17 protein-coding genes and 4 tRNA genes are annotated in these 19,799 nt (G+C 72.0%); 12 read left to right on the forward strand and 9 right to left on the reverse strand.

Annotated features, from left to right (window positions below; translation table 11 throughout):
* Window position 1 precedes the first annotated feature (1 nt).
* The gene (locus BJ969_RS07195; protein WP_184478044.1) at window positions 2–1,090 is read left to right on the forward strand and encodes an acetate/propionate family kinase; all 1,089 of its coding nucleotides are present in this window, start codon (window positions 2–4) and stop codon (window positions 1,088–1,090) included.
* Here the strand turns inward: BJ969_RS07195 and BJ969_RS07200 are convergent.
* The 3 genes from BJ969_RS07200 to BJ969_RS07210 all read right to left on the reverse strand — a co-directional run bounded on the left by BJ969_RS07200 (window position 1,071) and on the right by BJ969_RS07210 (window position 5,268).
* Window positions 1,071–3,326 carry a glycoside hydrolase family 2 protein gene (locus BJ969_RS07200; RefSeq protein WP_184478045.1) on the reverse strand — a complete coding sequence of 752 codons (2,256 nt, stop codon included), beginning with the start codon at window positions 3,324–3,326 and terminating at the stop codon, window positions 1,071–1,073. The two genes, BJ969_RS07195 and BJ969_RS07200, sit on opposite strands and share 20 nt — an antisense overlap.
* A gap of 100 nt (window positions 3,327–3,426) precedes the next feature.
* Entirely contained in the window at window positions 3,427–3,735 is a 309-nt protein-coding gene (locus BJ969_RS07205; protein WP_184478046.1) for a hypothetical protein, read from the reverse strand.
* A gap of 750 nt (window positions 3,736–4,485) precedes the next feature.
* Entirely contained in the window at window positions 4,486–5,268 is a 783-nt protein-coding gene (locus BJ969_RS07210) for a cupin domain-containing protein (protein WP_184478047.1), read from the reverse strand.
* Window positions 5,269–5,411: 143 nt separating this feature from the next.
* Here BJ969_RS07210 and BJ969_RS07215 point away from each other — a divergent pair, with 143 nt between their 5' ends.
* On the forward strand, window positions 5,412–6,374 hold the full coding sequence (locus BJ969_RS07215; RefSeq protein WP_184478048.1) for a D-2-hydroxyacid dehydrogenase family protein: 963 nt from the start codon (window positions 5,412–5,414) through the stop codon (window positions 6,372–6,374).
* 46 nt (window positions 6,375–6,420) lie between these two features.
* Here BJ969_RS07215 and BJ969_RS07220 read toward each other — a convergent pair whose 3' ends face one another.
* Window positions 6,421–7,467 carry an LLM class F420-dependent oxidoreductase gene (locus BJ969_RS07220; RefSeq protein ID WP_184478049.1) on the reverse strand — a complete coding sequence of 349 codons (1,047 nt, stop codon included), beginning with the start codon at window positions 7,465–7,467 and terminating at the stop codon, window positions 6,421–6,423.
* A gap of 307 nt (window positions 7,468–7,774) precedes the next feature.
* On the opposite strand from BJ969_RS07220, the gene BJ969_RS07225 reads away from it, so the two are divergent.
* A complete protein-coding gene (locus tag BJ969_RS07225) occupies window positions 7,775–8,755 on the forward strand; it encodes a Ppx/GppA phosphatase family protein (protein ID WP_184478050.1) in 981 nt (326 codons plus the stop codon).
* A gap of 102 nt (window positions 8,756–8,857) precedes the next feature.
* Window positions 8,858–9,286 carry a phage holin family protein gene (locus tag BJ969_RS07230; RefSeq protein ID WP_184478051.1) on the forward strand — a complete coding sequence of 143 codons (429 nt, stop codon included), beginning with the start codon at window positions 8,858–8,860 and terminating at the stop codon, window positions 9,284–9,286.
* A gap of 27 nt (window positions 9,287–9,313) precedes the next feature.
* Here BJ969_RS07230 and lhgO read toward each other — a convergent pair whose 3' ends face one another.
* Window positions 9,314–10,513: an L-2-hydroxyglutarate oxidase gene (gene lhgO, locus BJ969_RS07235; protein ID WP_343071282.1), complete on the reverse strand. Its 1,200-nt coding sequence runs from the start codon at window positions 10,511–10,513 to the stop codon at window positions 9,314–9,316.
* 86 nt (window positions 10,514–10,599) lie between these two features.
* Between lhgO and pepE the strand changes: the two genes are divergently transcribed.
* A complete protein-coding gene (gene pepE / locus BJ969_RS07240) occupies window positions 10,600–11,328 on the forward strand; it encodes a dipeptidase PepE (RefSeq protein WP_343071283.1) in 729 nt (242 codons plus the stop codon).
* 16 nt (window positions 11,329–11,344) lie between these two features.
* Here pepE and BJ969_RS07245 read toward each other — a convergent pair whose 3' ends face one another.
* The 3 genes from BJ969_RS07245 to BJ969_RS07255 all read right to left on the reverse strand — a co-directional run bounded on the left by BJ969_RS07245 (window position 11,345) and on the right by BJ969_RS07255 (window position 12,915).
* Entirely contained in the window at window positions 11,345–11,881 is a 537-nt protein-coding gene (locus tag BJ969_RS07245; protein ID WP_184478053.1) for a GNAT family N-acetyltransferase, read from the reverse strand.
* 467 nt (window positions 11,882–12,348) lie between these two features.
* Window positions 12,349–12,420, reverse strand: a tRNA-Val gene (locus BJ969_RS07250).
* A gap of 45 nt (window positions 12,421–12,465) precedes the next feature.
* Window positions 12,466–12,915, reverse strand: a complete 450-nt coding sequence (locus BJ969_RS07255) for a TIGR02611 family protein (RefSeq protein WP_184478054.1) — start codon at window positions 12,913–12,915, stop codon at window positions 12,466–12,468.
* A gap of 743 nt (window positions 12,916–13,658) precedes the next feature.
* Here BJ969_RS07255 and BJ969_RS07260 point away from each other — a divergent pair.
* The 7 genes from BJ969_RS07260 (at window position 13,659) to BJ969_RS07290 (ending at window position 18,050) form a co-directional block, all read left to right on the forward strand.
* Window positions 13,659–14,084: an SsgA family sporulation/cell division regulator gene (locus tag BJ969_RS07260; RefSeq protein WP_184478055.1), complete on the forward strand. Its 426-nt coding sequence runs from the start codon at window positions 13,659–13,661 to the stop codon at window positions 14,082–14,084.
* Between the two features lie 152 nt (window positions 14,085–14,236).
* Window positions 14,237–14,309, forward strand: a tRNA-Gly gene (locus tag BJ969_RS07265).
* A gap of 83 nt (window positions 14,310–14,392) precedes the next feature.
* Window positions 14,393–14,464: transfer RNA gene (locus tag BJ969_RS07270), tRNA-Cys, on the forward strand.
* Between the two features lies 1 nt (window position 14,465).
* Window positions 14,466–14,540 (forward strand) — tRNA-Val (locus tag BJ969_RS07275).
* A gap of 512 nt (window positions 14,541–15,052) precedes the next feature.
* A complete protein-coding gene (locus tag BJ969_RS07280) occupies window positions 15,053–16,063 on the forward strand; it encodes an acyl-CoA dehydrogenase family protein (protein ID WP_184478056.1) in 1,011 nt (336 codons plus the stop codon).
* Window positions 16,060–17,310 (forward strand): PIG-L family deacetylase, encoded by a 1,251-nt coding sequence (locus tag BJ969_RS07285; protein WP_343071284.1) that lies wholly within the window; start codon window positions 16,060–16,062, stop codon window positions 17,308–17,310. The genes BJ969_RS07280 and BJ969_RS07285 overlap by 4 nt, the downstream gene beginning before the upstream one ends.
* Window positions 17,307–18,050: a glycosyltransferase family 2 protein gene (locus BJ969_RS07290; protein ID WP_184478057.1), complete on the forward strand. Its 744-nt coding sequence runs from the start codon at window positions 17,307–17,309 to the stop codon at window positions 18,048–18,050. Before BJ969_RS07285 ends, BJ969_RS07290 begins: the two co-directional genes overlap by 4 nt.
* 54 nt (window positions 18,051–18,104) lie before the next feature.
* Here BJ969_RS07290 and BJ969_RS07295 read toward each other — a convergent pair whose 3' ends face one another.
* A complete protein-coding gene (locus BJ969_RS07295) occupies window positions 18,105–19,694 on the reverse strand; it encodes a sigma-54-dependent Fis family transcriptional regulator (RefSeq protein ID WP_184478058.1) in 1,590 nt (529 codons plus the stop codon).
* Window positions 19,695–19,799 lie beyond the last annotated feature (105 nt).

Here is a 19,799-nt window from a genome sequence, read left to right on the forward strand (position 1 = left end):
CATGCGCGTGCTGACGGTGAACGCGGGATCGAGCAGCCTCAAGCTCCGGTTGCTGCACGACGACGAGCAGGTCGCCGGGCACGACGTGCAGCGCTGGCGCGGGGAAGCGGAGCCGATCCGGGACTTCTTCCACGAGCACGGCGCGCAGGCCATCGGGCACCGCGTGGTGCACGGCGGGCCGAAGGTGCTGGGCCCGGCGTTGCTCGACGACCGGCTCGTGGACCACTTGGCGGGCCTGACGGATCTGGCGCCGTTGCACCAGGCCCGCGCGCTGGACGGGATCCGGGCGGCGGGGGAGTGCGCGCCCGCCACCCCGGCCGTCGCGTGCGTGGACACCGCGTTCCACACGACGTTGCCGGAGGCGGCCCGCACCTACGCGCTGCCGAAGGAGTGGAACGAGCGCTGGACGTTGCGCCGCTACGGCTTCCACGGCCTGTCCCACGCCTACGCGTCGCGGCGCGGCGCTGAGATCGCCGGGATCGCCGCCGGGAGGGTGCTGAGCTGCCACTTGGGGGCGGGCGCGTCGTTGGCGGCGGTGCGCGGCGGCCGGTGCGTGGACACCACGATGGGTTTCACCCCGGACGAGGGCCTGGTGATGGCGACTCGCAGCGGGTCGATCGATCCGGGGCTGCTGGGCTGGCTGCTGACCAGCGGGAAGGTCGGCGTGGACGAGCTGTGCACCACGTTGCAGAAGCGCTCCGGTCTGGCCGGGTTGTCGGGTGGCTCGGGCGACCTCCGCGACGTGCTCGCCGCCCGAACCGACTGCGACCTGGACGCGGAACTGGCCTACGACGTGTACGCGCACAGCCTGCTGCGCCACGCCGGGGCGATGGTGGCGGCGATGGGCGGGCTGGACCTGCTGGTGTTCACCGGCGGCGTCGGCGAGCACCAGCCGCCGTTGCGCGCCGAACTCGCCGAGAACCTGGGATTCCTGGGCGTGGAGGTCGATTCGGAGCGCAACGCGGCGACGGGGACCGACGCCGACATCAGCACGAATTCCGCCGCGGTGCGCACCGTCGTCGTCGAGTCCAGGGAGGACGTGGAGATCGCCCGGCAGACCCGCGAGGTGCTCACGAGGCCGTCACCGTGAGCTCGGTCCGGGCTTCGCCCGCCGAGGGGTGCAGCGCCCGCAGCCGGACGCGTCCGGTGCCGCTGCGGGCGCTGCGCAGCCACACCGCGCCCACCCCGCCGGTCTCCGCCAGCGGGAACCGCGCGGGGCCGACGAGTTCGGCCGGTCCGGTGAGGTCCAGTTCGACGTCACCGGCGGTGTGCGGGCGGTCCGCGCCGTAGCGGTCCACCACCCGGATCTCGACGCGGGTCGCGTCGGCGCCCCCGGCGACGAGCTCCCGGTCGTCGGGCCGCAGCACCAGGCGGTCCGCCGACCTGTCCGCCGAGAACCGGCGGGTCAGCACCATCCGGTCGTCGAGGTACCCGTCCACGCGCAGCTCCGGGATGCCGCGCACCGCGCCGAAGTCGGCGAGGAACGGCGGGTAGGGCAGGTTCGGGTACCGCTCGCGGGCGGCGGTGAGCGCGCCGAACGGCTCACCGCCGACGAACAGCTCCAGTCTGTCCACATTGGACCAGATTGCGGCCTCGCCGAGTTCCCGCACCGGACTCGGGCCGGTGAGGTCCCAGTGGAACGACGGCTCGATCACCGGGCGGCGGCGCGGATCCACCTGCGCCCGGTACATCGCCGCGCCCGGCTTCGGCACCCGGAACAGGTCGACCACCCCGGGCCACTTCACGCCCCGGTCGATGTTGCCGTGCCCCGACGGGTAGTCGAAACCCGCCCACGCCAGCACTCCCGCGTAAGCCGGATCGGCGCCCGCCAGGTCGTGCACCTGCGCGTGCGCCAGCGCCTGCCCCTGCTGCACGGCCTGCGGATCGGTGCGCCGGTAGAACCTCGCCGGGCCGGACAGCGTGCCGACCGCCTCGCTGATCAGGTACGGCAGGTCCCGGCGCGGTGGTTCCGGCTCCGGCTGCGGCAGGCCGTCCGGGCCGGTGCTCGCCGAGTAGTCGTTGTAGCCGAACACGTCGTGCTGGAAATCCGTGGTGGCGTGGTCGGCGCCGAGGATCGCGCCGGTCGTCGGCCGCGAGTCGTCCAGCGACTTCGCCAGCCGCTCCGTGCGGCCGTAGAACTCCGCGTCGCCGGGAGTCTCGTTGAGCCGCGCCGCCCACAGCACCACCGACGGGTGGTTGCGGTCTCGCACGATCATGTCGTGCACGTCGCGGTGCGCGCGTTCCAGCCAGCGGCCCGAGCCGAGGTGCTGCCAGCCCGGCGGCTCGTCCCACACCAGCAGCCCCAGCTCGTCGCAGGCGTCCAGGAACGCCTCGTGCGGCGGGTAGTGCGAGCAGCGCACCATCGTGCAGTTCAACTCGCGGCGCAGGATCTCCGCGTCGCGGCGCTGCACCCGCGCGGGCATCGCCGCACCGGCGAACGGGAACAGCTGGTGCCGGTTCACCCCGAACAACCGCAGCCGTTCGCCGTTGAGCCGGAACCCGTCGCGGTCGAACCGGACCTCGCGGAACCCGGTGCGCACCCGGTGCTCGTCCACGACGCGCCCGGCACGCCGCAACGTCACCACCACGTCGTAGAGGTGCGGCGAATCCGGGTCCCACAGCCGCACGCCGCTGAGCCCGTCCAGCACCAGCTCCGCGGTACCCCGCCCCGGCCCGAGATCCACTTCGCGTTCGGCCTCGGCGACCGGCCGGTCCGCGTCGCGCAGCTGCGCCCGCAGCTGCGCGGGACCGCCGTCGACGAGGTCGAGCTCGCAGCGCACCACCAGACCGCGGCGGGCGTCGTCGAGCACCCGCACGGGTTTCGCGAACACGTCCCGCACGTGATCGGCGGGCCGCGCCACCAGCGCCACCTCGCGGTGCAGGCCCGCGGGTTGCCAGAAGTCCACGACGTCGCTCGGGCGGTCCGAGTTCGGCGGCACGTCCGCGTCGAACCGGCCGTCCACCACCACGTCCAGCACGTTGCGGGCCGCCAGCAGCCCGGTGACCTCCCGATCGAACGGCAGGTAGCCGCCGCCGTGCGGCTCCAGCGGACGCCCGTTGAGGATCGGCCGCGTCGTGGTGAGCACGCCCGCGAACCGCAGGAAGTACCTCCGGCCGGGCTCGCCCGCCCCGGCGAAGCGCTTCCGGTACAGCCAGTCGCGCTCCCAGCTCGCCGGGTCCCAGTCCCGCCACGACAACTCCGCGACGACGTGCGGCACGATCGCGGTGCCGAGCAGCTCGTCGGGCACCGCGCCCGGGTCGGCGCCCGGCTCCAGCGGCCCGAACGACCAGGCACCGTCCAAGGCGTTCACTCGTCGAGCCGTCATCGGGGTCCGACCTCCGTGGGCAGCGCGGATCGCCGCTCACCATGCGAGCACGGCCGGGAACGTCCCGGCTAGCGCCCGTCAGGGGGTTCCCGGTAGGTGGTCAGCCCCACCTGGTCGGCGGCGACACGGTCGTCGGGTCGTCCCGGTGCACGGCGGTGGCGCCCAGCTCCGGCCGCGTGTCCGAGCGCCGCGCCGGGGCGCCGCGGTGGACGTCGCGCCGCGGCGCGCTCGCGCTGATGTGCCGCCACTGCAGCACCAGCACGGCGATGCCGAGCAGCAGCGCGGCGAGCGCCGCCCACCCGGCGGGGACCGCGCCGGTGGACCACCACAGCGTCGCCGCGATCCCCAGAGCGGTGCCGCAGAGCAAGGTGAGCGCGTGGAAGAGCAGATGCACCGCGTAGCCCTTCACCGTGTACCTCCCGGCTCGACCTGCTCGTCCTCGCGATCACTGGGTGCACGCACCGCGGCGGGCATCCGTTGCCCCGGTCCGCGGACCGTCACGACAACGGGGGCCGTGCCGACTACGGATCGCCATGGGGCCGCGCTGCGGGCACCATCACCCGATAGTAGCGCCGCTTAAGGTCGAATTGCCTGATCAAGGACGTTCGCCACGTCGTCGAGATCACCCGGCGGAGGGTCGCGCTCAAACCGCGATCGCGCCGAATTCCTCCGATCGGAGTGCGCCCCCGGTCGATGTCCGGCACTGGTGTGGGACCCGCCCTACGGTGAATTCCGGCGAGCCGCTCGCCGTCCCGGCCGACCGCGGCCGGGCCGGCGGGAATCGGCGCCGCGCACGGTTTCTCTCGGGGGTGAGGTCGGTGCTGAACACGTTGGCGGTCTTCGTGCTGATGGCTTCGCTGGGCATCGGAACGATCATCGGATCGCTGATCGCGATGTGCTGGTTCGAGCGACGCATGCTCGGTGAGGAACCCCTCCCGAGCCCGGCCCGGCACCACTGCACCGAACCGGAACCGGCGGAGCCGCAGGTCACCGAGCCGCAGATCGCTGAGCCGTCGGCCGCCGAACCGCAGGTCATCGAATCGCGGACCGCCGAGCCGGAGGTCGTCGAGCCGCGGGCCGGTGAGTCGCGCCCGCAGCGGATCGCCGTGCCGACGCCGAGCGCCGGCCCTCGCGTCCCCGTGCTGGCGGCCGACGCGGATCAGTCCGGCGTGCTGAAGTCCGCGAAGTCGAACCCGGGCGAGACCACGCAGGTCACCAGCGACTCGACCGTCGCCGAAGCGACCGCCCGCTGCCACGTCCCGGCGGGCACCAGCACCTGAGGGTCCTGCCCGGCGCCCGCGCCGAGCACGTGGTGGCGCGGCTGTTCCGAAGGCGCGTCCCCGTCGCCGCCGAGCGACAGCGTCAGCGGCCCGCCGCGGTGCCACAACCACAGCTCCGCCGAGCCGACCGCGTGCCACGCCGAGGTGTGCCCGGCGGCCAGCAGGTAGTAGATCGCCGTCGCGGTGGGCCGCACGCCCCGATCGTCCGGGGACACCTCGACGTCGCTGGTCCAGGTCCGCCGGTACCAGCCGCCCTCCGGGTGCGGCAGCAGGTTCAGCTCCTCCGCCGTGCGACTGCGGGTCTCCAGCGCGGTGAACCGCCCGTGCGCGTCGCGGCGGGCGTAGTGCACGCCGATCACCGCGGACCGCTCCAGCTCCCCGTAGACGTGCGGGAACAGCACGTCGCCGGCGACGCCCGCCGGGGGAGCCGGATCGGCGGCCTCCCAGCGCACCGGGGCGGACAGCCGCCGCGGATCGAGCTCCAGCGCGACCAGCTGCTCGGTCGCGTCCCCGTACAGCGAGTTGGCCACCGCGAGCGTGGTGTCCACGTCCGGCGAGCAGTGCACGAATCCGCTGGTCCCCAGGGACGGAGCGCCGATGCGGTCCGAGGCGGCGTGGAACGAGCTCAGCGGCAGCAGGTGCAGGAGTCGGGATCGAGTCACGTCGCGCAGTCTGCCTGGGCGGAGCACGGGTTGTCAGGTCGCCGGGGCGGGGCAGCGTGGGGCTTTTGCGAGGTTCCACCGGCCGGGTGCGCGAGGTGATCGCACTACGATCGTGCGGGCAACAAGCGTCGAAGGAGGAGTGCATGCGCATCGCGGTGCTCGATGATTACCAGGGTGTCGCGCGGGATCACGCGGACTGGGACTCGCTGGCGGCCGACGTCGAGGTGTTCCACGACACCCTCACCGACCACGACGAGCTGGTGCGGCGGCTCGAACCGTTCGACGTGATCGCCGCGATGCGGGAGCGCACCCCGTTCCCGCGGGACCTGCTGGCCGCGCTGCCGAAGCTGAAGCTGCTGGTCACGACCGGTATGCGCAACGCGTCGATCGATCTGGACGCCGCCGCCGAGCTCGGTGTCGTGGTGTGCGGGACCGGCAACGGCTCCGCCCCGCACCTGGCGTGGGGGCCGACCGCCGAGCTGACCTGGGGATTGATCTTCGCCGTCACCAGGGACATCCCGCTGCAGGACCGGGCGATCCGCGAGGGCGGCTGGCAGCGCGGCGTCGGCCTCGAACTGGCCGGGCGCACGCTGGGCGTGCTCGGTCTGGGCAGGCTCGGCAGCCAGGTCGCGAAGGTCGGCGCCGCGTTCGGCATGGAGGTCGTCGCCTGGAGCGAGAACCTCACCGACGAGGCCGCTGCCGCCGTCGGAGCGCGACGGGTGTCCAAGGAGGACCTGTTCCGCGAAGCCGACGTGCTCACCATCCACACGGTGCTCAGCAAGCGCACCCGAGGTCTGGTCGGCGCGGCGGAACTGGCGCTGATGCGGCCCACCGCGTACCTGGTCAACACCTCGCGCGGGCCGATCGTCGACGAGGCCGCGCTGCGCGAGGCGCTGCACGCGGGCCGGATCGCCGGTGCGGGCATCGACGTCTACGGGCAGGAACCGCTGCCGGTCGACGACCCGTGGCGCAGCACGCCGCGCACCGTGCTCACCCCGCACATCGGGTACGTCACGAAGGGCACCTACGAGGCGTTCTACCCGGAGACCGTCGAAGACATCCGCGCCTACCTGGACGGCGCGCCGATCCGGGTGATCGTCGGCTGACCTGGACGCGGCCGGGCGCGGTGGCGCGCCCGGCCGCGGTGGCGGATCAGAGGTCGTCGGCGATGCCGCGGACCTGCTCGATCAGCTTGGTGCGCTCCTCGAAGCTGCCCGCGAGCGGTGTGACGTTCATCGTGGTCACGCCGGACTCCTTGAACGCCGCGAGCCGCTCGCGCACGTGGCCTTCGGAGCCGATGAGGGTGCTCTTGGCGACGAGGTCGTCGGGGACCTTCGCCGCGGCCTCGTCCTTCTTGCCGTCCAGGTAGAGGTCCTGGATCTCCGCGGCCTCGGCCTCGTAGCCGTAGCGGCAGGCGAGGTCGTTGTAGAAGTTCTTGCCCTTCGCGCCCATGCCGCCGATGTAGAGGGCCAGCATCGGGCGCATCGAGTCGACGAGCGCTCCGACGTCGTCGCCGATCGCCAGCGGCGCCTGGCCGACGACGTCGAGTTCGCCCAGCTCGGGGTTGCGCTTGGCCTTGCCCGCGGCCAGCGACTCGCCCCAGACCTCGTGGGCCTTCTCCGGCACGTAGAAGATCGGTTCCCACGCGTCGCCGATCTCGGCGACCATGGCGACGTTCTTCGGGCCGATGGCCGCGATCATGATCGGGATGTTCGGGCGCACCGGGTGGTTGATCAGCTTCAGCGGCTTGCCCAGGCCCGTGCCCTGCCCTTCGGGCAGCGGGATCTGGTAGTGCTTGCCCTCGTGCTGGACGCGTTCGCGGCGCCACACCTGGCGGCAGATGTCGACCAGTTCGCGGGTCCGGCCCAGCGGCGCGTTGTAGGGCACGCCGTGGAAGCCTTCGATGACCTGCGGTCCGGAGGCGCCGATGCCGAGGGTGAACCGGCCGTCGGAGACGAAGTCCATACCGGCGGCGGTCATCGCGGTGAGGGTGGGCGTGCGGGTGTAGATCTGCAAGATCCCGGACGCGATCTGGAGCCGCTCGGTGCGGGCGGCGATGAAGCCCATCTGGCTGACCGCGTCGAACGAGTAGGCTTCGGCGACGTAGACGATGTCCAGCCCGGCCTTCTCGTAGGTGGCCAGCTCGTCCACGGTCTCTTTGAAGCCCCCGCTGTAATTCAGCGGCATCCCGATGCGCATGGTGGTCCTCTCGGTCGCTGGCGAGCGAGCGGCCGCACCATCGCGTACCAGCCGCGTCGCCGGGTCACCCCGGATGTTACCGCCGGGTAGCACTGCTCCGGGACCCCCTGTTTTTAACACTGCTCGTGTGACATCGGTAGTGCAAAGATGAGGAGTGACATTAATTACGGATCAAGAAAATCCGAACGGGCGATGAACAAATCGTGTGCGTACGGCATGATTCGGCCATGTCGATGGTTCCGCATTGCTGCGCACGGGTGTTTGCCGTTCGGCTCGACGGCCTGTCGGAACTACACGTGAGGGTGGTATGAGGCTCGGACTTCTTGATATCGGCTCCACCGCGGCACGCCTCGAACTGGTCGACCTCGACCGAGGCCGGCTGCCCCGCGCGTCCTGGAGCCACAAGGCGCGCACCCGCCTCGCCGAGCACACCCGCGCCGACGGCTCCGTGACCGAGCAGGGCATGGCGCGCGCGGTGCGCGCCGTCGAGGACTGCATGAGCGCCGTCGGGTCCGAGCTGTCCGGCCCGCTTGTGGCGTTCGGCACGGCCGCCGTGCGCGACGCCGCCAACGGCGCCGAGCTGCGCGACCGCCTCTCCGCCGCCGCGGGCACCCGCATCGGGTCGATGACGCCGCATGCCGAGGCCGCGCTCTGCTACCACGCCGCCCGCCGCTGGCACGGCCAGTGCGGCACGCCGCTGACCACCGTCGACATCGGTGGCGGCACCGCCGAGGTCGCCACCGGATCCGGGCAGATCCCGGAGCAGGTGGTGTCGCTGCCGATGGGCGCGGCCCGGCTCACCCGCGAATACCTGCCCACCGATCCGCCCCCGGCGGAGCAGGTCGAGGCGCTGCGCGCGGCCGTCGAGCGCATCGCTCTGCCGGCGCTGACCCCGTTCCGGAAGCTGGACCTCGGCCAGCCCGTCGCCCAGTCGAAGGTGCTGCGGCAGCTGGCCGTGCTCGCCGCGAGCTCGGACGAGCGCCTGGTGCGCCACCCCGACCACCTCGCGCGGGAGAACCTGAAGCGGTGGATCCCGCGACTCGCCGCGCTCGGCCAGGCCGAGCGGGCCAAGCTGCCCGGCGTGTCCCGCAGCCGTGCCCGGCGCATCCTGGCGGGCGCGGTCGCGGCCGACGCGCTGCTGCGCGCCATCGGCGTGGACGAGCTGGACCTGTGCCCGTGGGGGCTGCGCGAAGGCCTGGTGTTCCGCTTCGTGGAGGTCTACGAGCAGGCCGGGCGGCGCGCCCGCGCCGACGCGATCCGCGAGCTGACGGACGAGATGTTCGCCTGATCAGGCGTTCCTCGTGGTCGTGCGACGGGTCGTACCCGGCTCGCGCCGGAGCGGTACCGTTCGCCGACTAGATCGACGGCGAACCTGGGAGAGGGGCACCTCGTGGCGGTATTGCTGCACATCCTGATCACCGCGGTCGCGGTGTGGGCGACCACGCTGCTGCCCGGCATCCAGCTGGGCGACGCGAGCACCGACGCCGGGACGAAGATCGTGACGCTGCTGGTGGTCGCGATCGTGGTCGGTGTCGTCAACGCCGTCCTGAAGCCGATCGCGAAGACCTTCGGCTGCCTGCTGTACGTGCTCACCCTCGGGCTGTTCGGGCTCGTGGTGAACGCGCTGCTGTTCTGGCTGTCCGGTTACGTCGCGGGCGAGCTGGACCTGCCGTTCCACGTGGACGGGTTCTGGGCGGCGTTCTGGGGCGCGCTGATCGTCACCATCGTCAGCAGCGCCCTGCACGGAGTGGTGCGCCGCATCGCGATCAACGCCGCGCAGAACCGCGAACGCGACTACCGCGAACGCGGCTACTACTGATCGGCCGCGCGGCATCGGCGTCCGGCATCAGCCGAGATGGGCGGTGACCCTCTCGGCGATGTCGGCGCCGATGCGCAGCGACGCGGTCGCGGCGGGCGACGGGGCGTTGAGGACGTGGATCCACCGCTCGTCCTCGTGCACCAGGAAGTCGTCGACGAGGGTCCCGTCCGGGCGCACCGCCTGCGCCCGCACGCCCGCCGCCGCGGGCACCAGGTCGGCACCGCGCAGCGCGGGCAGCAGCTCGCGGGCGGCTCGGACGAACAGCGGCTTGGCGGCCGAGCGCGCGATCTCCGCCGCGCCGGTGCGCCAATACCGCTTCGCCAGCGAGCGCAGGCCGGGGTCGCCCAGCAGCCGCCGCAGGTGCGGGCCGGACCAGGTCCGCCAGTCGTAGCCCTCGCGGGCCAGCGCCGGCACGGCGTTCGGGCCCACGTGCAGCCCGCCGTCGATCATGCGCGTGAAGTGCACGCCGAGGAACGGGAACGCCGGGTCCGGCACCGGGTACACCAGCGCGCGCACCAGTTCGTGGGCTGCCGCGGTCGTCTCGTAGTACTCGCCGCGGAACGGCAGGATCCGGGCGGCGGGCCTGGTCCCGGCGAGTTCGGCGACGGTGTCGCTGTGCAGGCCCGCGCAGTTCACAGCCAGCCGGGTGCGGACCTCGCCGGTCGTGGTGGTGAGCACCAGCCCGTCCCCGTCGCGCCGCGCGGCGACCAGCTCGGTGCCGCGCCGCACCGCCACCCCGCGCTCGGCCAGCAGGTCGGCGAGCACCCGGGACACCGCGCCGAAGTCCGTGATGCCCGCGTCCGGGACCAGCAGCGCGCGCAAGCCCCGGACCCGGGGTTCCCGCTCGGCGATCCCCGAACCGTCCAGTTCGGACAGGCGGACGCCGTTGGCCGCGCCGCGCCGGGCGAGCTCGGCCAGCCGGGGGAGCTGCTCGGCGCGGGTCGCCACGACCAGCTTCCCGAGGCGCCGGACCGGCACGCCGTGCTCCGCGCAGAACCGGTACATCTCCTCCGCGCCGGCCCGGGCGAACCGCGCCTTCGCACTGCCCGGCGGATAGTAGAGTCCACTGTGGAGCACACCGGAGTTGCGGCCGGTCTGGTGCGAGCCCACCGCGGATTCCTTCTCCAGCACCGTGATCCGCTTGCCGGGATCAGCCCGCAGCAGCGCGTGCGCCGTCGCCAAGCCCACGATGCCGCCGCCGATGATCGTCACGTCGTCTTCGGCCATGCCGGTCATCCTGCCCGTCCCGGCCCACCCGTTCCAGCACCGGCGGTAGGGTTCGCTGCGGTCCACGGACGCGGGGAGGGAGAGCCGTGGTGCAGCTGCTCCTGCTGTCGAGTTCGCGAGTGCACGCCTCGCCCGGTTTCCTCGGGCACGCGCTGCCCGCGATCACGGAGCTGATGGCAGGCCGGGAACGCATGTTGTTCGTGCCCTACGCCCGCCGCGACTTCGACGACTACGCGCGCACCGCGCACTCGGTGCTGAGCTCCATCGGCATCAAGGTCGACGGCCTGCACCGCGCGGCCGACCCGGTGCGCGCCATCGCATCGGCCGAGGCGGTGTTCCTGGGCGGCGGCAACACGTTCCGCCTGCTCGCGACCCTGCAACGCCAAGGGCTCGTGCGGGCGCTGCGCCGCGCGGTGCTCGCCGGCGTGCCGTACCTGGGCTCCAGCGCGGGCACCAACGCGGCCTGCCCGAGCCTGCGGACCAGCAACGACATGCCGATCGTGCAGCCCGCCTCGTTCGCCGCGCTCGGCCTGGTGCCGTTCCAGATCAACCCGCACTACCTGCCGCCGGACCCGGCGAGCACGCACCGCGGCGAGACGCGCGACGAACGCCTCACCGAGTTCCTGGAGCACAACGACGTCCCGGTGCTCGGCCTCCGCGAGGGCGCGTGGCTGCGCGTCCGGGACCAGCGCGCCGACCTGGGCGGCACCGAACCGGCCCGCCTGTTCACCCGCCGCGCCCCGGCGCACGACCTCGCCCCCGGCACCGACCTGTCCCACCTCCTGCGCACCACCCCCCGCTACGACCTCTGCTGAACCCCGGGAGTCCGAGTCAGAGGGCGCGACGCCAGGTTCGGTCGTCGTCGACTCGGTCGCCGAGGGTGAAGGTGCAGCGTCCGACCTCGGCGAAGCCGTACCGGCGGTAGAAGCGCTTCGCGCGCTCGTTGTGGTCGAAGACCGTGAGGTGGATTTCCGGCGCCTGCTCCGCGGCGGCGGTGCGCAACGCCCACTCCATGAGCCGAGCGGCCACACCGCGGCCGTGCCAGTCCTGCAGCACGTAGATCTGCTGCAACTCGACGGCACCGGGCGAGGGCGCCGGGGCCGGAGCCCGCAGCGGCGTGAGCTTGGCGTACCCGATCGGCTCGGGCCGGTGGAACCCCACCAGCCAGCGGACCGCCGGGTCGGCCAGATCCCGCTGCATGTCGCCGCCGGGCCCGTAAGCGCGGTCGAGGAAGGCGGCGAACGGCGCGGCGTCGTAGAGGTGCCCGAACGTCGCGGCGAACGACGCTCTCGCCATGGCGCGCAGCGCCTCGTGATCGCTCGCCCCAGGCGGGGCGTAGGTGATCGCGTGGTCCGAGTTCTGCGGCACTGCCGTCTCCTCCGCGTCGAAGACGCCCTTGGGGAGAACGAAAGTCCGAGCGTGGCGGGCTCCGGCCGCTGCAGCGTCCCTCGGACTCGATCAGCGAGCCTACGCCGATCGCGCGGGCCGGGGCGGCGACTTCGGCCGGAGGTCGTCGACCACGCCGGGTCGTGCGGTGGTCAACTTTCTTGGACCGCTTGCCGCGCAACGCTTCCGAGTCGGGCGAGGACCGGGAGGGGCTGAGGATCAGCCGATCTCCGGTGCTGGGACCGCGTTCCGCCGACCGGTGTCCATGCGTTCGCACGCCGTCGAGGTCGAATCCGTTGTGCTCCAGCAGGATTCGCGTTCCGCGACGCGGTCGCCGTGGGAGGTGAGCGTGTGCAGCCGCGATTCCGGTACTGCGGACCGGACCCCGAAAAAGCGAAACGGCCAGGTCCGAGATTCCCTTTCGGGGCTCTGACCTGGCCGTTTTCTTGTGGGCGATACTGGGATCGAACCAGTGACCTCTTCGGTGTGAACGAAGCGCTCTCCCCCTGAGCTAATCGCCCGGTGCCGCCGTTCCCGGCGACATGGAGAACTCTACAACACCGTTTTCAGTGCCCGAACAGGGGGGAGGTCAACCACGGCCAGCGCACTCCGAACCAGTGTCCGATCGTGGCGTACATGCCGAGCAACCAGAGCGTCAGGACCACGATGACGCCGGTCAGGGCGGCGATGCCGAGCTTGACCGTCCAGTGCTGCCTGCCGAGCCAGTTGACCCAGCGGCGGTAGTGGCGCTTGGTGAACATGTTGACGCGGTGCGCCCAGTGGAACTCGGTGGCGAGGATGCCGAGCCCGGCGAACACGATGAGCCAGCCGGGGCCGGGGTACGGGATCGCGATGATGCCGACGATGAGCACGATCGTGCCGAACCCGCCGAGTGCGACCCGGTAGGTCGTGTTCAGCGTGGGGTTGGCGCGGATGCGTTCGCGTCGAGCTCGCAGGCCCCGGCGGAGCCTGTGCCACCTGCGGCGGGGCTGCGGGGTGTCGTCGTCCGGGGCCATGTCGATCTTCTCCGGTCCCGGTTCGGCTGTCCTGCTCAGGGTCCACCTGCCACGTGTCGTTCTGGGTGCTGCCGGGGTCTGCGGCGCTGTGATCAGCGTGTTCGCCGGGTCGTGCCCGCTGGTCCGTCGCAGCGCCGTGCCACGGTTCAGAGAATACGGGCCGACTCGGGGCGGGCCTGGTGGAGCACTCCCGGAAGGGGGTTGCGACGCCGGACGAAATGTGACGTGCGTCATGGGTCGGTTTTTCCCAGTTGTGGCGCCGAGATCGGGTGCGGGCCTTCGACCCTGGTCACACTGTGGCACCGCTCTCCTCGACCGGGTGGCGGCCAGGCGTGTGCGGTTGCGCGTCCGGATGTCGGGGTTAGTCCGTCTCGGCGAATGCTCGTGGCGAGTGTCTCAGCCCCGCCCGTTGAAACCCGTATGGACGCAGGTCCATCGCTTATCCTCGATGGGTGTCCGGCAGTGCCAAGGGAAAAGTTCAGCGACGCTGTCGGGCGCGTTGTGGGGATGGCTCGGTCTCGCTCCGGTCGGAGCCGAACGCCGGTACCGGGGGAGTCGGGCTGATGTTGGTCGGGGGATGCGATGCGACCACGCTGCGCAGTTTTCCGATCGCGTTACGAAGTTCAGTATGCCCCGACCGGGTGATGTAGGGCCTGGTGGCGAGCATATGACCCCGCATAGGCGTCACAACTGTGTTGCTCGGTCGATAAGCGGACCGGGAGGGAGTTAGGAAGGCGAGGACGATGCGAAACGATCACGTGACACTCCGTTCGACGGCGGTGTTCGATCTGCTGGCCCCGCAGACACCTGCGGTGCCCGTCCAGGTCGAACTGCGCTACGACACCCGCGACCCCTACGCGGTGGTGGCCGCGTTCCGCACCGGCCGGGCCGGTTGGGTCGAGTGGGTGTTCGCCCGCGACCTGCTCGCGGACGGCCTGATCGCGCACGCGGGCGAAGGGGATGTGAGCATCCGGCCCGCGGTCGACGACCCCGAGGTCGTCGCGATCGAGCTCAGCTCGCCGTCCGGGCACGCGGTCTTCGAGGCCTCGGCGCAGGAGCTGGCGGACTTCCTGGACCGCACCTACGACGTCGTGGTGCCGGGCAACGAGAACCTGTGGGTCAACGTCGACGACGCGCTGACCCGGTTGCTGCCGCACGACCTGTCCTGACGTGCCGTCCTCGCCGCTGCGGCCAGGCTCGGCATGGGTCGCGGGGCCGGCGATCGACCCCCCTTTGATCGTCGGATGCGGCGTGGTTTAAAGTTCTCTGTGCAACGCAGCGGTGACTCCGGAGCCGAGCCGGAGCATTCACCGCAGTGCAGGCGGATGTAGCGCAGCTGGTAGCGCATCACCTTGCCAAGGTGAGGGTCGCGGGTTCGAGTCCCGTCATCCGCTCTGGGAAACCGATCGGGTCGATCTCGGGTTTCCGGGTATCGGCACCCGGTCACCCGGACGTTCGGCCCGGACGCGCCCAACGCGGCGGAGTGGCCGAGTGGCTTAGGCAAGGGCCTGCAAAGCCCTGTACGCGGGTTCGATTCCCGCCTCCGCCTCGCGCGATTAGCTCAGTGGGAGAGCGCTACCTTGACACGGTAGAGGTCACTGGTTCAATCCCAGTATCGCGCACCAGATTTTCTTGCAAGACCAGAACCCCTGTCGGTGATTTCGCCGGCGGGGGTTTTTCGTGCGTTCGTTGATGGGTCTCGCAGCGCTTTTCGGAAGGCTGGTCAGGGCTCGACGGTGATGATCACCCTGGGGAGTCGTCGGGACGTCGAGCGTCGGCCGAGTCGGTGGCGCTCGATCGCTCCCGCGGACCCGTTTCCTGCACGGAGCCGGAGGAGTTCGTCGTCGATCCGCTCGCGCGCAGCGGGGTGGCCGCGAGCACGTCCGAGGTGGACGGCCGGGTTCGGGGGTGCCATCGGCTCGCACGTTCGCAGCATCCGCGCGCAGGAGTTCGCGGAGTTCCTATTCCGGATCGTCGGAGCCGAAAAGGCGGGCGGTGACGGATTTCGCGGTGGATTCCTTTTCCCCGATTCGCCCGGTGGTGGCGAAAAGCGCCCGGCCTTCGGCGTTCGCGGAGCGGCGTTTGATTTCGCCGTGGATCGGGCATCACTGCTGGCGAGGCGGAGGAGGCTGAGGACATGGTGCAGCTCGGGGCGGAGGCCGGTGCGGAGGTCCCTGCCTTCGATCGTCCGCCGGGGACCGAGCTGCGCCGGCTGGTCGCGGAAGGCGATCTCGACTTCCCGATGCCGGGCGAGGGCGGCACCCGGCGCCGGTGGTCGTTGCTGGCCGCGCACGGCCGCCGCGACCTGTCGCTGGCCAGGCTGGTGGAAGGGCACACCGATGCGGTGGCGATCTTGCACGAGGCCGGGCGGAAAGCGGTGCCGGGCGCCGTCTACGGGGTGTGGGCCTCCCGCGCGGGAGGGCGGGGCGCGTGGTGCGACGACGCGCGCCGCGTGCTCACGGGAACGGTGCCGATGTGCTCGGGAGCCAACGCGGTCGACCGGGCGCTGCTGGTGGCTCGTCCCGGTGCAGCGGAGGATTCGGGCTGCGACGTGCTGTTCGACCTCCCGGTCGAACCCGGCACCGCGCGTCCGGTCGTCGGTAGTTGGCGAGCGGCGGGCATGGCCGAGTCCGACACGCTCGACGTCGTGCTGCGCGACCTGCCGTGGTCCGACGACTCGGTGGTCGCCGAACCGGGTTTCTACACCGAGCGCCCCGGGTTCCGGCTCGGCGGCGCCGGAGTGGCGGCCGTGTGGTTCGGCGGCGTGCTCGGGCTGTGGGACTCGGTCGTCGCGAACCTCCGGGCTTCGAGCCCGGATCCGCACAAGACGGCGAACCTGGGGGCGCTGCGGTTGGTGGTGGAGCAGGCCGACGCGGTGTTGGCGCGCGCCGCCGACGAGGTCGACGCGGGTGCCGAGCCCGCAGCGCGGTCGGTGGTGCTGCGATGCCGCTGCGCGGCCGAGGACGCCGCCCGCCGGGCGCTGGACCTGGCGCCTCGCATCACCGGTCCCGCCGCGTTCGCGCGGGACGCCCGGTTCTCCCGGCATCTCGCCGACCTGCAGGTCTACGTGCGCCAGCACAGCACGGAACGCGAGCTCGCCGACTGGGGCGGGCAGGCGCTCGACGGTGATCCGGGAGCGGACGCGTGACCGCGGGCCCGGGGCGCGCCCTGCCTCTGCTCGACACCGGCGGGTGGGGCCGCGTCGCGGTGGTCTCGGCGCACCCGGATGACGAGAGCCTCGGCGTGGGCGGCCTGCTGCAGGTCCTGCGCGAGCAGGGAACCCGGTTGGACCTCGTGGTGGCCACCGATGGGGAGGCGGCCTACCCCGCGCTCGACGAACGGGGGCGCCGGGAACTCGCCGCCACCCGGCGCCGGGAGCTGCACGCCGCGCTGGAGGTGCACGGCATCGACGAGTCGCCGGTGTGCTGGCTGGGGTTTCCCGACTCGGAGCTCGCGCAGCACGAGGACGACCTGGTCGAGCAGCTGCGCGGGCTGCTGGTCGATGCCGACGTCTGCCTCGTCCCCTGGCCGGGGGATCCGCACCCCGATCACCAGGCGATCGGCCGCGCCGTCCTCCGCGCGGCGCGGCCCTCGGCGCGGGTGTGGGGCTACCCGATCTGGGCGTGGCACTGGAAGGACGGGCCCGCCTTCCCGTGGGGCGATGCGGCGGAGCAGCCGCTGAATCCGGTGCACCGGCAGCGGAAGGCCGCCGGGCTGGCCGCGTTCACCTCGCAGACCGCGACCGGGCCGAACGGGGAAGACCCCGTCCTGCCCGCCGACGTGCTGGCGCACTTCGCGGGGGAGCGCGAAGTGCTGTTCGCGCAGCCCCGCCAGGGCACCCCGCCGGAGCGATTCGCCGAGCTCTACGACTCCCACGCCGAACCCTGGGACGTGCACTCCTGGTACGAGCGGCGCAAGCAGCGGCTCGCCGTGGCGTGCCTGCCCGAACCCCGGTACGCGACCGCGCTCGAACCCGCGTGCGGCACCGGTGAGCTCACGCGGTTGCTCGCCTCCCGCTGCGACCGCGTGCTGGCCTCGGACGCCGACGGCGCCGCGGTGGAGCGGGCCCGCGCCAAGCTCCGCGACCACCCTGCGGTCCACGTGGAGCAGCGGGCGCTGCCGGGGCGCTTCGGGCGCGCGGAGGTGGATCTGCTGGTGTGGAGCGAGATCCTCTACTACCTCGGGGACGACGCGCTGACCGAGACCATCGGCGAAGGCCTGCGGGCGCTGCGCCCCGGCGGCGACGTGCTGGCGGTGCACTGGCGGCACCAGGCCCACGACGCGCCGCACGACGGCCCCGAGGTGCACCGCAGGCTCGACGCGCATCCGGAGCTGGTGCCCGTGGCGTTCTACGCCGACGCCGACTTCCTCGTCTCCGCGTTGCGGCGCCGATGAGCGGCGAAGTGGACGCCGTCGCGGTGGTCGTTCCGGCGCACGACGAGGCGGCGACCGTCGAAGCCTGCGTGCGCAGCGTCATCGCCGCCGCGCGCCGCTCCCGCCTGCGCCTGCCGGTGTCGGTGTGCGTGGTCGCCGACCGCTGCACCGACGGCACCGAACGCCTCGCGCGGGACGCGGGGGACGGGTTCGACCGGTTCGCGACCGTGCCCAGGGCCCGGCCCCGACCGCTCGGCGACGTGCGCAACCTCGGCGTCCGGTGCGCGAGGGCGCTGCTGCCGCGAGTGCGCGCCGAGCGGCTCTGGCTGCTGCACACCGACGCCGACGGCACGGTGCCGGTGACGTGGATCGACGACCACCTGCGGCACGCGTTCGACGGAGCCGACGCCGTGGCCGGGCGGGCCGACGTGCAGGACTACAGCGCGATCACCGTGCGCGCGCAGCACCGCTACCAGGAACACGTCCGACGCGGTGAGGACCGGTTCACGCATTCCCACGTCTACGGGGCCAACCTCGGCGTGCGCGCGGACGTCTTCCGCGCCGTCGGCGGCTTCCCCGAGGTGTTCACCGGCGAAGATCACGGCCTGTGGCTGAAGCTCGCCGAAGCGGGGGCGGCGGTGCGCCAACCGAACGACGTGCGCGTGCGCACCAGCGGGCGCACCCGAGGGCGGGCGCCGGGTGGCTTGGCGGCGCTGCTGCGGACGTTGACTTGCGAGGGAACGATCAGCTCGCCGCGTTGACCGGGACGGGCCGCGTCCTCGGGAGCGCGGGGTGGTTCGCGACCGAGCGCTCGGTCAGTACGTCGTGATGCGCAGCGATTTCATGCGCGCGTAGAGGGTCGTGCGCGACATGCCCAGTTGCTCGGCCGCCCGAACCTTGTTGCCGTCCGCGGCCTTGAGCGCCGTGACGATCACGTCCCGCTTCGCCTGGTCCAACGCCGTCAACGGGTGCTCCGGCGAGGTCGCCCGGTACTGCTCGGGAAGATCGGCCACCGTGAGCGCGCCGACGGACCGTTGCCGCGTCAGGTGGTGGATCACGGCCTTGAGCTCGCGGAGGTTCCCCGGCCACGACTGGGCGGCGAGTGCTCCGATGAGGCTCGGGGTCATGTGCAAAGCCCGATCGGGGGCGATCTCGCTCATCATCGTCGCGGCCAGGCTGGGAATGTCCGTGCGCCGGGCCGAAAGCGGCACGAGTTCTTCGCGGATCATCGCCGTACCCGCCAATGCCGCCGCGCGGCCGGTGAGCCCTGAGATCGGTCCCGCTATGAACATCAGATCCGGTCGGCCGTCGTGATCGACCCAGTTGACGACGAGGTCGAGCAATTCGTCGGGGAGCAGGTCGATGCCGTCCACGCACACCGTCCCGTTCGGACGGCGCATCGCCCTCTCGAACTCGGCGGCCCATTCGGCGTGCCCTTCCAGCAAGGCCGCGCCCGGCCGCATGACCCTCAACGGGGGCTGCTCGGCGGCCAGCTCGCGCGCTCGGGTCGACCGGCCGGTTCCCGGGACTCCGGTGATGAGGCGGGGAGCGCCGACCTCCTCCAGCCGCGTCCGGGAGCGACTCCGCACGGCCCGTGCCCGATCACCGCTGACCCGGTCCACCCGCACCAGCGCGCCGCGGCGGGCGTTGCCCACCCGGGAGATCTCGATGCTGACGGGGGCGCCTGATTCGAGCGTGAGCTCGAAGGTCTGCTCTTCGCGCTGCACCTCTTCCAGGAGGGCGCGCAGCAGCGCGACATCGCTGGGGCCGAGCAGATCGTTGGCCGCCTGGTTCGACAGCACGATGTCCTCACCGATGGCGACTATCGCCCGCCGCCGCAGGCCCGCCGCGCCCTGGAACGCCTGCAGCAGGTCCTTCTCCGAGGTCCGGCTTCCGTCCAGCAGGCGCTGCTCGATGTCGTGGGCCGCGCGGGAGATCAACGGCGGCAGCAGGGGGCTGGCCTGGTCGGTGATCGCCGTGATGTCGAGGACTCCTTCGATGCGCTTGGTCAGCGGATGCCTGATCGGATGGCCGTAGCAGCTGAAACCTTGCAGGGACTTCGCGAAGTGCTCGCGTCCGTTGATGCTGATGGCCTGCCGGATGGCCATCGCGGTGCCCAGCGCGTTGGTGCCGATCGTCTCCTCGAGGAGACTGGCTCCCGGAACGAGGGCGAGCGAGTCCAGGCCGCTCTCGACACGTGGATCGTCGAACCACCGGCGCACGACGCGGCAATCTCGATCCACCAGCAGGGTCGAGTAGTTGCTCCCCCGCAGGCTCTGCTCCAGATCTTCCAGCACCGGGGCCGCGCCGACCAGCAGCGAGCTGCGCGGATCGATCTCGTGGGCGACCGTCTTGAACTCCGCCGACGGGTCGAGCCCGGCCATCTCCACTCGCCGCCAGGACATCGCGATGTCCTGGCGAACTCGTGTGCCCGCAGGTCCAACGCACCAACGTGGGTCCATCTGGTCGGGTCCCTCCACACAGCGGCATCGGTGTGCTCGTCGACACAC

Source organism: Saccharopolyspora gloriosae, from assembly GCF_014203325.1.
GTDB lineage: Bacteria > Actinomycetota > Actinomycetes > Mycobacteriales > Pseudonocardiaceae > Saccharopolyspora_C > Saccharopolyspora_C gloriosae.